Origin of the sequence: Arachidicoccus terrestris (assembly GCF_020042345.1) — a bacterium.
In the GTDB taxonomy this organism is placed as follows: Bacteria; Bacteroidota; Bacteroidia; order Chitinophagales; family Chitinophagaceae; genus Arachidicoccus; species Arachidicoccus terrestris.
This window is the reverse complement of record NZ_CP083387.1, coordinates 1,473,272-1,485,557: the sequence shown is the minus strand read 5'-3', so window position 1 is coordinate 1,485,557 and position 12,286 is coordinate 1,473,272. Positions and strand designations below refer to the sequence as shown.

15 protein-coding genes are annotated in these 12,286 nt (G+C 41.6%); 8 read left to right on the top strand and 7 right to left on the bottom strand.

All coding sequences use genetic code 11. The annotated features are described in order from the left end of the window. Nucleotides 1-331 precede the first annotated feature (331 nt). Both K9M52_RS05965 and K9M52_RS05960 read right to left on the bottom strand, forming a co-directional pair. On the bottom strand, nt 332-1,072 hold the full coding sequence (locus K9M52_RS05965; RefSeq protein WP_224071146.1) for a LytR/AlgR family response regulator transcription factor: 741 nt from the start codon (nt 1,070-1,072) through the stop codon (nt 332-334). Nucleotides 1,073-1,075: 3 nt separating this feature from the next. Next, a complete protein-coding gene (locus tag K9M52_RS05960; protein ID WP_224071145.1) occupies nt 1,076-2,104 on the bottom strand; it encodes a sensor histidine kinase in 1,029 nt (342 codons plus the stop codon). 219 nt (nt 2,105-2,323) lie between these two features. Between K9M52_RS05960 and K9M52_RS05955 the strand changes: the two genes are divergently transcribed. Continuing rightward, nucleotides 2,324-3,238 carry a DUF6268 family outer membrane beta-barrel protein gene (locus K9M52_RS05955; protein WP_224071144.1) on the top strand — a complete coding sequence of 305 codons (915 nt, stop codon included), beginning with the start codon at nt 2,324-2,326 and terminating at the stop codon, nt 3,236-3,238. Nucleotides 3,239-3,527: 289 nt separating this feature from the next. On the opposite strand, the gene K9M52_RS05950 is transcribed toward K9M52_RS05955, so the two are convergent. After that, complete coding sequence (locus tag K9M52_RS05950; RefSeq protein WP_224071143.1) at nt 3,528-4,124, bottom strand: TrmH family RNA methyltransferase; 597 nt, start codon at nt 4,122-4,124, stop codon at nt 3,528-3,530. Nucleotides 4,125-4,176: 52 nt separating this feature from the next. Next, nucleotides 4,177-4,761, bottom strand: a complete 585-nt coding sequence (locus tag K9M52_RS05945; RefSeq protein ID WP_224071142.1) for a DUF3109 family protein — start codon at nt 4,759-4,761, stop codon at nt 4,177-4,179. Nucleotides 4,762-4,915: 154 nt separating this feature from the next. On the opposite strand from K9M52_RS05945, the gene K9M52_RS05940 reads away from it, so the two are divergent. Together K9M52_RS05940 and K9M52_RS05935 are read left to right on the top strand one after the other, a co-directional pair. Continuing rightward, nucleotides 4,916-5,503, top strand: a complete 588-nt coding sequence (locus K9M52_RS05940) for a UbiX family flavin prenyltransferase (RefSeq protein ID WP_224071141.1) — start codon at nt 4,916-4,918, stop codon at nt 5,501-5,503. A 66-nt stretch (nt 5,504-5,569) separates the two neighbouring features. Beyond that, entirely contained in the window at nt 5,570-6,694 is a 1,125-nt protein-coding gene (locus tag K9M52_RS05935; RefSeq protein WP_224071140.1) for an alpha/beta hydrolase, read from the top strand. Between the two features lie 21 nt (nt 6,695-6,715). Here K9M52_RS05935 and K9M52_RS05930 read toward each other — a convergent pair whose 3' ends face one another. Further along, nucleotides 6,716-7,069: a hypothetical protein gene (locus K9M52_RS05930; RefSeq protein ID WP_224071139.1), complete on the bottom strand. Its 354-nt coding sequence runs from the start codon at nt 7,067-7,069 to the stop codon at nt 6,716-6,718. A 151-nt stretch (nt 7,070-7,220) separates the two neighbouring features. After that, nucleotides 7,221-8,420, bottom strand: a complete 1,200-nt coding sequence (gene pncB, locus K9M52_RS05925) for a nicotinate phosphoribosyltransferase (protein WP_224071138.1) — start codon at nt 8,418-8,420, stop codon at nt 7,221-7,223. Nucleotides 8,421-8,520: 100 nt separating this feature from the next. Between pncB and K9M52_RS05920 the strand changes: the two genes are divergently transcribed. Next, nucleotides 8,521-9,015 carry a SixA phosphatase family protein gene (locus K9M52_RS05920; RefSeq protein ID WP_224071137.1) on the top strand — a complete coding sequence of 165 codons (495 nt, stop codon included), beginning with the start codon at nt 8,521-8,523 and terminating at the stop codon, nt 9,013-9,015. Here the strand turns inward: K9M52_RS05920 and K9M52_RS05915 are convergent. Further along, entirely contained in the window at nt 9,000-10,169 is a 1,170-nt protein-coding gene (locus K9M52_RS05915; RefSeq protein WP_224071136.1) for a glycosyltransferase, read from the bottom strand. The genes K9M52_RS05920 and K9M52_RS05915 overlap by 16 nt on opposite strands. Nucleotides 10,170-10,281: 112 nt before the next feature. Between K9M52_RS05915 and K9M52_RS05910 the strand changes: the two genes are divergently transcribed. From K9M52_RS05910 to rpsI, 4 genes are all read left to right on the top strand, one after another. Next, on the top strand, nt 10,282-10,530 hold the full coding sequence (locus tag K9M52_RS05910) for a hypothetical protein (protein WP_224071135.1): 249 nt from the start codon (nt 10,282-10,284) through the stop codon (nt 10,528-10,530). A gap of 3 nt (nt 10,531-10,533) precedes the next feature. Next, nucleotides 10,534-11,124: a pseudouridine synthase gene (locus K9M52_RS05905; protein ID WP_224071134.1), complete on the top strand. Its 591-nt coding sequence runs from the start codon at nt 10,534-10,536 to the stop codon at nt 11,122-11,124. Nucleotides 11,125-11,365: 241 nt separating this feature from the next. After that, nucleotides 11,366-11,809, top strand: coding sequence for a 50S ribosomal protein L13 (gene rplM, locus K9M52_RS05900; RefSeq protein WP_224071133.1), 444 nt, complete (start codon nt 11,366-11,368; stop codon nt 11,807-11,809). Between the two features lie 52 nt (nt 11,810-11,861). After that, nucleotides 11,862-12,251, top strand: a complete 390-nt coding sequence (rpsI, locus tag K9M52_RS05895) for a 30S ribosomal protein S9 (protein ID WP_224071132.1) — start codon at nt 11,862-11,864, stop codon at nt 12,249-12,251. Nucleotides 12,252-12,286: the final 35 nt, after the last annotated feature.

Sequence of the window (12,286 nt, the reverse complement as noted above, 5' to 3'; positions counted from 1 at the left end):
AATCGTCCCGGTAGTGGAGGACACTACGGAAATGTAAGAGGTAATATTTAGGGTACGATTATTCACTTATTTGTTAAATGTGGAGCTAAATTAGCCTACAATTTTTAATTAAAAAAATATTTTTTATTGAATATTTTAAAATTTTAATACGGAAGTGGATCGGTGATGATTCCTGCAAACGTTCGTTAGCTCAGGGTTCGCTCAGTTTTTTAAAATAACCAAGGTCCCGGAATGGGTGATCAAGATTATATAAAGTAGCACAAAGTCTGCTTTCAGAAATTGTTAAAACATGTGTGTTTTTCTAATGTCAAAACAAGGGCATATTGACATGTTATTTGCTGACCAGGTTTTTATAGACCACGGTTTTCAGAAAGGCTTCCTTTTTCTGCCTTGAAATCGGAATGGGATGATTCTGGATGTACACAAAATTTCCTTTTATGACATCAATATGAGAAAGATGTACTAAGTATGATTTGTGTATTCTGAAAAAATAGTCTTTCGGAAGTGCATTTTCTAAAAAGGTCATTGTCTGATGGATGATCAGCACTCGTTCTTTTAAATATAGCTTCAGGTAGTTTTCCATACTTTCAACAAAGAGCACGTCGAGCCACGAGATTTTGACAAATGAATCGCCCTGACGAATATACACGGAAGGGTCCACTTCTTCATTATTGTTACGCAGGCTAAATAGTTCCTGTGCTCTCAATGCAGCCTGGAAAAAGCGATTAAAAGTGATGGGTTTCAATAAGTAGTCCACCACCTGAAATCTATAACCTTCTAAGGCATATTCTGAATGTGCTGTAGTAAGAATGGTTAAAGGTGGATGATCAAGAGACTCAAGAAGTTCCATACCGGAAAAATGGGGCATTTGGATGTCCAGGAACATCAAGTCGATTGAAGTTCTTTTAAGTACCTCCCCAACCTCGACGGCAGAAGAACAGACGGATACGACCTGTAAAAAGCCAATCTTTTCTATGTAGGAAATAATGCCTTCACGGGCCAAGCTCTCGTCGTCAGCAACCAGACACTTCAACGTATTATTGCTGCTTTTAGTCATAGTTTTTTTCTCCATAAATTAAAAATTGATATATAACTGAACCCGGTAATGCTCTTTCGTTTCATCGATGCTCAAATTGTGTTTTTTGGGATAAAGCAATGCCAGTCTTTCTTTTATGTTCTTTAAACCGATGCCTGAAGTGACCGCATTTTTATTTTGTTGAGGATGTTTTATTGATTTTGAGTTGACTACTTCTAGATAGAGCTGGCCTTCCTGTTGTTCTGCCAATATGTTTATGTAACCCGTTTCAGATAAGGACCGGGAAACGTGTTTGAATGCATTTTCTATGAATGTGATTAGCAGCAAGGGTGGTATTACTTTTTCACCGTCAATGATCTTCCACCGGGTTTGAACTTTTAATGAATGCCCCCACCTCATCTTTTCCACTTCAATAACATCTTTCAAAAACTGGATTTCTTGCTTTAGAGCTACCCATTCATTTTTGCCGTTATAGAGTTGATAGCGCAGTATATCTGCGTATTTGACCAGTTGAGCAGAAGCAAGTTCCAGGTCCTTTTGCATTAATATGTGGATATTATTTAACACATTGAACATAAAATGTGGATTGATCTGTTCTTGCAAAAAATGTAATTGGCTTTTTAAATGAGCCTGTTGCAGTTTGGTATGTTCATAATAAAAACGAAGTCCGCAAAATCCGAGATTTATTAAAAGCGGAGTAGGGAGTGCGCTCATGAATTGCAGTAGCAAAGAATTAGCTGACATCGTCCGGGGGTATGCGACCACCCCGTTTGTTAATAATATATCGAAGCCCTGGTCAATTAACGCGTAGATAAATGATAGTAAAAGCGATAATGACAGGAACCATATCGTGAAAATGTGCATTCTGTCAGTAAGCATAAATATTTTTAATAAATGATTGCTTAGGACATGGCTAATCAAGATGGTCGGAAGGAAAATGACGACCGTTAAAACAACGGAAGGTAAAAACGAATACCTATTTATAAAATTTAAAAAGACCAGGAAAATAATGATTGTCCAGATCAGAAAGATAATACCATTATAGCTTTTGAAAAAATAGTTTTTCATGTAGGATTATTTGATAATGGAGTTTTTTTCAATAATGCGCTTGGTTCCCAGAATGTTCAATTGTCACAGTGCAAAAATAACGGATAATTGGATCGGTCGTGCGCCACTGGTCAAAACCAATGTGCTATTGGTCAAATCTGTGTTAGTAAGGCAGGACTTGCAATAGATATTTGCTGTTTCAAATTCTTAAGGATCGGATTAAATCTTAAAAAAAATAAAATGAATATGATATTGAGGTTATCACTAATTACTTTGTTAAGTGTGGTTTTGGCTAAGACATATGGTCAGGTTGAATTGAGAACCGAACTTATCGGGTCTTCCCGGTATACAAATGGAAGCAATATTAAAACGACTGATAAAGGAAGTGCAAAGGTGTTCTCATTGAATGCCAAGATCCCATTATCGGTGGAAGTGGATGAAAATCAGAAGCCGGTGAAGGTGTGGGGGCTAGGAGTCGCAGCAGAATATACCACATTCTCAAACGGGAAAATAGCGGATGTCTTTGGCCCTGATAAGATAGTTAATGCTAACTTATCTTTATATCATCTGCGGCCGATGTCAGAAAAATGGTCCATTCTTGCCACTCTGGGCGTTGGCGTTTATACAAGCCATACGGATCTTTCAAAAGTGGGATTCCATAATTTAATGGCTAACGGCGGTGTGATTTTTGTTCGTCACATAAAAAATAATTTGGATGTGGGCCTGGGGCCGGTAATTAATACATTGCTTGGATACCCCATGGTTTTCCCCGGTGTATATGTTAAATGGAAAACTAATGGTGATTATGAAGTGAATGTTTCCATGTTCAACGGGCTGGAGGCTTCAGCAGGCAAAAGGTTTAGTGAACAGTTTAAGTTGGATATGGTAGCTGCATTTAACGGGAGTATGGCATTGGAAACTAAAAACAACAAGAAACTAATGTTTACGCATCAGTATTTTTATACAGGACTTCAACCTGAAATTAATCTGGGGGAAGGTTGGTCGATTTCTGCCATAGCAGGCCTTGCCGCTGGCAGAACGGCCTATTATCAGGAAAGGACCTTGAAATCTATTTTTAAAAGTGATGATAATGTACATCATCCTCATTTTGGTGCTGCTCCTTATGGTTCACTGTCTTTAAAATTGGATTTTTGATTCATCTTTCAGGCCCAGGCAAATACAGATGAAGACGGGATGATAGTATATGGGGCTGCACTTATAAACCGATAGTTAGCGGTCGTAATTTTTGCTTTTTTACCATGGCGGCCAGCAGGGGATATAATTTACCTTTCACATATCACCCTTAGCTTGATGACACCTGTTTGCACGGCTGGCTTAACCACAATAAGGGATGTAGATGATTTCTATATAACTGACGAAGAGGGCGTTAAAGTTGACTTGTCATTTTTGACAGTACTTAAGTTGGGAAGTACGGTTGTGGTCGTTATTCATTTATTCCCCATTCAGCTGCCAATGCGTTACTTTTTGGGTCTGTTATGGCATGGGTTTGATAATGCCCTTTGTTTTTTTTCTGTCTATATGCTTCATACAGACAAACAGCACAGGCTACAGATATATTCAGTGACTGGATAATGCCTACCTGTGGAATTAGAAAGTTGCCATCGCAAAGCTGCAGTAGTTCATCTGACACCCCTTTTTTTTCATTCCCGAATACCAATGCCAGCTTTTGGGTAAAATCTACTTCGTACAAATCAACGGCTCTTTCATTGAGCGCTGTAGCCATTAATGAAAACCCTTGTGATTTGATGTGATCAACACAGGTTTGCAGCTCATCGTGATAATGGAGTGTTAGCCATTTCCAGGCACTGCTGCTGCTCCTGTAACCTAAACCATCGCCAAATTTAGGATGTGGCGGAATGCTGTGATTTAAAATATGTACTTCCTGAATGCCCGCTGATTCACATGTCCGCAAGACCGCTGCAATATTATGGGGATCTTGCACATTTTCAAAGACGACGGTCAGGTCAAACTGCCGTTTACTAAGTACACGTAATAATTTTTCTTTTCTTTCAGGAGTCATGTTTAGTGATTTCTTCGAGGCATAATTTCTACAATAAGTCTGCGAAGACAGTTTAGTCCTTATGCATATGCTCGGCAGTAGCTTCCAGGCTTTGATAGAAGTCGGTGCCGTACTTGCGAATGATTGCCTCTTTTAAAAACCGGTAAACCGGAACTTTTAGTTTTTTCCCCAATTTACATGCTGCGCTACACAAGTCCTCTCTGGGAACATAATTGACAAACTCCAGATCCTTATCAAGCCTGCTTTTTTCTGTTTTAATAGGAAACAGGTGGCAGCTGACGGGTTTTTTCCAATCCAGCTTACCATCATTGTAGGCCTGCTCGATACCACATTTTATAATACCGTTGGTGTCTCGGTAGCCATAGGCACAGATGGCATTATTAATTGTTGGGGTTACCCAGCCGAAGCTTTTGTCGTAAATATATTTACCCTGCTGTTCAATCGCTTTCAGCCCTTCCGTTGTTAGATATGGTTTGATGGCGTCAAAGTTTTTCTGGAGCTCCTTTAATTCTTCATCCATCAGCGGTGCACCGGCATCACCATCTTCACAACAGCCTCCTTTACATTTACTTAGATCACAGACAAACTGTTCACTAAGTACATCATCACTGACTAATATATTATCAATTACAATCATACGCTGATTTCTACTTATATGCAAAGGTACATCTAAAGCCGAGTTTTTGACAGATAAACCATATTTTATTAAAAATAGAGATCTGCGCATTCGTGGCTGTCGATGGCGCCAAATGGCTGATTATTCATCCAGGATGCCTAACTTGCAAATAATTATGATGGAAAAGAAAATAGCCCTTGCTATAACCGGGGCCAGCGGGTCGATTTACGCTAAGCTTCTTATTGAAAGACTGTTAGCATTAAAAAGCCAGTGGAGAGAAATGGCTGTCGTAATGAGTAAGAATGCGGCTACCGTTTGGGAGACAGAGCTGAGTAATAAAGAATATGCGTCTTACCCGCTTACTTACTACGACAAGTACGATTTTAATGCACCCATTGCTTCGGGTTCAGCAAAATATACAGATATGTTGATTGTTCCCTGTAGTATGGGCACCTTAGGCCGGATTGCAAGTGGCATCAGCGATGACCTGGTCAGCAGAGCTGCAGATGTTATGCTTAAGGAGCGTCGAAACCTTATATTGGGTGTTAGAGAAACGCCTTATAACCTGATTCATATCCGTAATATGGAGACGGTCACAATGGCTGGAGGCATTATCTGTCCGTTGACGCCCTCTTTTTACAGCAAACCGGCAACAATCGACGAAGTGGCGATGACCGTAGTGCACCGATTGATCGACCTCTTGGGGCTGGAACAAGGCGGGTTCAGGTGGGGTGCAGCTGGGTCAGCAGAGGAAAAGAAGTAGCCGTAATACAGTAGGTTTATGAAACCGATCTTTAACCTGATAGTTATTTTAAGTTTATTTTCGTTTATGTCCGCTAAACAAGTCCGACAGACCGTAATTTTTGAATTGGAGCTTCCTGATGCTTCATTACCTGACGCAAATGACAGTCTGTTCTTGGCGGGGGATTTTAATGGTTGGCATACCGCCGATACCGCTTTTTGCTTCAGCAAAGACCGAAAGGGGCATTATGTACTAAAAACTAAATTACTGTTGGGTGAACATGCTTTTAAAGTTGTTCGTGGTAACTGGCAGACAGTGGAAACCGACAGTATGGGCGGTGCGATCTCCAACAGAATATTGGATCTTGAAAAGCAAACAGGAAGATCTCCTCTGAAAGTTGCTATAAAAGTCGCCGGATGGGCTGATCGTTTCCCCAGGGTGCCTGTCAGAAGCACTGCGGCCGGTAACGTTAAAATCATAGATAGCACATTTTTGATTCCTCAGCTTAACCGTAAAAGGCGTATCTGGGTTTATCTGCCCAAAAACTATGAGCAAAATACACAAACCCATTATCCTGTTATATATATGCAGGATGGGCAAAACGTATTTGATGAGGCCACCGCATTTTCAGGTGAATGGGGTGTAGATGAATATCTTAATAGTCTGCCCGATCATGAGCAATGCATTGTCGTGGCAATAGATAATGGCGGGAATGAACGGATGCAGGAATATAATCCATATCCTAACAAACAATTTGGTAGGGGAGAAGGAAAACGTTATGCTGCTTTTCTGGCAGAGGTTCTAAAGCCTTTTGTGGATGCTCATTACCGTACAAAACCGGCTGCCAGATTCACCACTATTTGTGGCAGTTCCATGGGTGGGCTGATTAGTTATTATACGGCAATTACATACCCGCAAATTTTTGGCCAGGCAGGTGTTTTCTCTCCCTCATTTTGGATCGCACCGGACATTTATCCTGCTGCCAAAAAAGCTTTACCACTTTTAGGGCAGTCGGGGTTTTATTTTTATGGAGGAGATAAAGAAGGAGATAGCCTGGACATAAGGTTACGGCAAATGAAGCTAGTGCTGGATAAAAACGAAACTGTTGTCAGCCAGATTGTAATGGATCCCGAAGGGATGCATCAGGAACAATATTGGCGTAAAGCGTTTGCTCCGTTTTATCATTGGCTCTTGACTTTACAGTCGAGGTAGTCATAAGGATATTGCTGCAGATCAATGCTGCTGCATTCTTTGGAAATACACCATAGAGAAAGTGCCGGTTTCTTGTTGAAAGCGAGCATAGAAATCTCTGGCTTTTGTAAGAAACAAGTTGTCGCCTGTGACCTGATACTGATAATAAAAGAGATTACCCAGAAAATCCAGCATTAACGGCCCGCCTTGCTCTCCATATTTCGCAATTGTATCCTCTAATTGCTTTTCATCAAATGCCAGGAAATCTTCTACGGCCAATCCCGTTGCTGTATATATCTGCTGATCAATATCTGCCTGCGTAATTCCCAGTATATTGTCAGGGAATGAGCCAATCTGTTTATTGAGCATGGCTGCCAGTTCTTTCAGGCGGCGCATTAAAAAATTTTTATCCTGTATCATAATCTAAATGCTAATGGTTATAGTCATCTAAGGTGTATGGGGGCAAATGTAATGACATTTTCCCGATGTGTGCTTAAAATGCATGTCTGTTGACCGTGAAGGTGATTTTAGGGAATAAAAATCGTTGTTAAGCTGGATCAACCGGAATTCCCAGTATTTTCTGTGCCAGTTCAATCATCTCCGGATCCCCTGTGTATTTCCCTTTTTCATCCGATAATTTAATGGTGGGGATGGGCTTATCATTACCCGCTTGAATGGATGAAAGCTTTATAACAATATTCATGGGATCCAGGCCTACATCATTGGTCAGGTTGGTGCCAATGCCAAAAGATATTCCGATTCTTCCCCGTGTGGCCTGGGCAATATGGGTGACCTTTTCCGGGTTTAGGCCATCTGAAAAGATGATAAACTTATAGAGTGGGTTAATCCCCAGTTTTTCATAGTGCGTAATTGTTTTTTCTGCAAATTCAATGGGATCGCCTGAATCATGGCGCACGCCGTCAAAAAGCTTGGATAATTTCTTATTAAATTGCTGGAAGAAAATATCGGTGGTATACGTATCTGATAATGCGACACCAAGGTCGCCCTGGAAAACAGTTGCCCAGTTTTCCAGCCCGAGCCCTCCTGCCATCTTGAAGCCGTAATAAGCGCCATGGAACATAAACCATTCATGTGCATGGGTGCCGATGGGCTTGACACCAGTCATCCTGGCCAGGTGGACATTGCTCGTGCCAATATAGCTGTTACCGTGGTGCTTTTTTAGGGTAGAGGCAATCAGCCTGTGAACTTCAAAGGAGTGTCTTCTACGGGTGCCAAACTCTGCAACAGTGACACCCAGTTGATTGAACAGATGTATCTTTTTTGCCGTACGTCTTTCAATGTCCACATCCGCTATCCGCTTTTGCCCGGTCAGGATATAAAAAAGTTCACTGATTAGTGAAAGTAATGGAACCTCCCATAATATGGTTCTAAACCAGTAACCTTCAACAGTTACTTCCAGCTCTTCGCCTTCCTGATGGATGCGAACCTCCTGTGGATGATATTTGTACCCGGCAAGAAAGTCAATATAGGCCGGACTTAAATAAGGGCAGGTTGTATGTAGGTATTCTTTCTCATCAGGCTGCAGTTTTAGCTCCGCCATCGCATCCACAGACGCTCTTAATGCCTGGCCAAATCCGGGCGGATAGCGATGCCCGCCACGGTTAATGAATTTATAGGTTGCCTTTACATCTGCAAAAAGACTCACCACAGCGCATTGCATGGTGAATTTATAAAAATCATTGTCTAGCATCGACGCCAGCCGGACAAGTGTTGTTGATTGTTCCATCAATCAAACCTACGAAAAAATTAGAATTATCCGAATGTCTATTTGGGTGGTTTAGATGCAAAATGTATATTTGTTTAGCAGTAAACAAGGAGCCCTTTCTATGAAAGAATTACTCGTAATCCGTCATGCTAAAAGCAGCTGGCAGAATCCCTGGGAAGATGATTTTGACAGGCCACTGAATGACAGGGGCAAAAGGGATGCGCCCTTTATGGCCGATGAGATCCTCAAAAAAGGAGTGCCTATCGATGCCCTGGTGACCAGCGATGCGAACCGGGCGGTGGCAACATGCGCTTTTTTTGCCGGTGCTTATCCCGGGATACCTATCAGAAAGGAACCTAAATTATATCAGGCGAGCGTCAAGAATTTCTTTGAGATCGTACATGCATTGCCGGATAGCTATCAATGTGTGGCTCTATTCTCTCATAATACGGGACTTACTGATTTTGTGAATAAACTAACTAAAGTCCGGGTGGATATTGTCCCTACCTGTGGTATTTATGCCGTTAAAGCGGATATAGAAAGCTGGTCCGGTTTTAAAGAGGGGAAAAAGGCATTCTGGTTTTTTGACTACCCTAAAAATCATCTGATCAGGTGATTGGATCTTTTTAACTGATTTCCCAGTTTTGCTGTGTGTGTCAGATGTTGCCGGACATCCATTGTTTCCAGTTTAGGGAGAATGTAATTAAAAGTATCAGCTTTTTCTAACAGACTTATGTAGTCCGCTTCTTCCTGCTCAAAACAGAAGCCCCATTGCTGCTGCATTAACCGCTTAGCAAGGTACTGTTGTTCTGTTTGCCCGGGAGTGGGAATGTAAATGCCTTTTTTACCCAGGATTAAAAGATCCATAATCGTAGAATAGCCGGCTCGACAAACGACATATTCTGCTTTCTGCAATAATCTGTTTAATGTGTCGGGATCAGCATAAGGAATCACTGTCAACCCATTGGCCCCGCTTTTTATTTCAGAAGTCTGGTAGACGGGGGTACTGGCTTCTGCCGGCAGTCCCCGGATCAAAATCGTTTTACCTGTCAGACGGTGAGCTGCTTCCAGCAGTCGTTTTTCCAGAATGCTGCGTTGTGGCTCGGGGCCTGACAATAAAAAAAGGTATTTCAAGGAGTGAACCGGCATGCTCTTGTCGGTGTCGGCCCGGTCTAACAGGGATAATCTGCTGAGGGGACCCAGGTAGTGAGCTGAAACGCCGGGTGGCATTTTTCCCGGATGAGACAGTGCTCCTCCGATATTAAGCTCGCCTTTAAGATCGGGTATCCAGAGTTCATCAAAGCGCTGAATATAGTTATAGTTGATCTGTTGTATAGTCGCCTCCAGCCATGAAAAGGGCGCTGCAATTCGCAGTTGATGGGTCATAAAAACTGAATGCACGGATTTATGGTAAAATCCATACCGGTTGTCTGAAAGAATCATCTTGATGGGATAAGACCGAACGGTTTCTTTGACAAAACGATGTTCCCGCCTGATGGCTGCCAGAATTTTGGGAATCTGAAAAAATATTTTGAGCGCAAAAAAAGATCTTTTTTTGGCATAGCGAATGCAGTAACCTTTCAGAGGAAGGAATATAGCATCGGGAAAGTGTCTTTGCAGAATCTTTTCGCTGGCAGTAGCTGGCTGCACTGCAATCAGCAATTGGTAGCCATTTTCGTTAAAAAACGTTAAAAGCGGAATAGATCTTGTGGTATGACCTAAGCCCCAATCCAGTGCGGAAAATAAAATGATGTCGTTGGTTTCTTCCAAAAACTTATTTTTTTAATAATTTTGCCTGAGTGGCCTGACTGGAGACAAAAATAAATTGTTTCCGTGAGATGAGGCTAATGTGTCTTATTAATAATAACGGAACTAAGATACGATGAATGCGTATAGTAACAGAGATTTGATCATATTGTCCCGGTATGCGGATACCGATACTGCTGCTTTCGAGCAGGAGGTACGCTCCATTCATGAGATTCTGTATAGGGTGGAAGGAACCGAGCAGTTCTGCCAGGCGCATGAGGTCATCGATCTCAATCATTACAGAATTCTGGAGAAGAGCTACCTGGTACGCAAAATTATCAGTGACCCCATTAAGCCTTTTGTCTTCTTATTTAATAAAAACTAAGTTTTGTCCAGGTTTCGCTATTTTGCTATATATAAGCCTTTTCAGACTTTATCACAGTTTTCCCCTGAGGTTGGGAAAAGAACCCTAAAAGACTATTTTTCCGTTCCAAAAGACGTCTATCCGGTGGGTCGCTTGGATTATGATAGTGAAGGATTGTTATTACTTACCAATGACCCAAAGTTAAACCAGGCCTTATTACATCCCAGAAACGCTCACAACAGAACGTATTATGTGCAGGTAGAGGGTATTGTCAGTCAGGCGGCAGTTTCTCAGCTTAAAAAAGGTGTTGAGATTGGTATCAACGGTAAAGTGCATACCTGTCGGGCTGTGGAGGCACAGATAATGGGTGGAGAACCGCAGCTTCCGGATAGAAACCCGCCGATTCGCTTTAGAAAAACCGTACCTGCTCCCTGGCTTTCATTGACACTGAGAGAAGGTAAAAATAGACAAGTCCGCAAAATGTGTGCTGCGGTAGGTGCCCCTGTCCTTAGATTGGTCCGTATCTCAATTGAAGAGCTGGATATTACAGGATGGGCATCCGGCGATATTAAAGAGCTGAGCCGGATAGACATTTCTCGTTATATGCATGTTTAATCGGCAGTACAAGACCGCTTCGTGGCATAAAAGCTGATAATCGTTCCCCCAAAATGTTGTAAGACGGTGTTTTTCAAGACTATTTTTAAAATTGAGTCAAAATAATTATTGAAAATCAGTAACTTGAGAAAGTATCATTTCTAAAAAAGGCCGAATTTCTTGTTATATCCAAAAACTAAGCGCAACTTTGCACCCTAATTCATAAAAAACGGCGGGATAGCGCTGTATAAAACATTTAAAAATGAGTAAACTACATTTCACAACCAAGCACGCGAATGCGGCTACCGTTCAACGCCAATGGCATATTGTGGATGGTACTAATCAAACCGTGGGTCGTATCAGCTCTAAAATTGCAGCCATTCTGCGCGGCAAGAATAAGGCGTCTTATACTCCACACGTAGACACTGGTGACTATGTTATCGTCATCAATGCAGATAAAGTTACTTTTAGTGGTAACAAGTTAGAGCAGAAATCCTATATCAACTTCTCTGGTTATCCGGGAGGTAAAAAAGAGGAAGTGGCTAAAGACCTTTTAAAGCGTCGTCCTGAAGTTGTTTTGGAAAGAGCCATCAAGGGTATGTTGCCTAAAAACAAATTAGGTCGTAAAATGATTAAAAAATTGTTTGTTTATGCAGGGGACCAGCATCCGCACACTGCTCAACAGCCCAAAGAACTGAAATTCTAATTAATCTTAAACAATCTTACAGAAGTGATCTTTTGTAAATAATTAATACTCAATGGAAAAGCAAAAAATAGCCGTAGGACGTCGTAAGGAAGCCGTTACCCGCGTTTTTATTAGCCGCGGTAGTGGAAAAATTACCATTAACGACAAGGACTATAAAGAATATTTCACTTTAGCTTATTTACAGAATCAGGTAGAGGTGCCTTTGAAAACTGTAGAGGGAAGCGATAAATTTGATGTAAAAGTGAATGCCACTGGTGGTGGTGTGAAAGGTCAGGCAGAAGCTGCTAAATTAGGTATCGCACGTGCACTGATCGAAATTGATCCTGAATACCGTCCCCTGTTAAAGGCAGCCGGTCTGTTGACACGTAATTCGAAAAGTGTTGAACGTAAGAAATTCGGTCACAAGAAAGCCCGTCGCAGCTTCCAGTTCAGCAAACGTTAATACAGAAAATATTGTCACTGTTCGCTGCTCAAGTG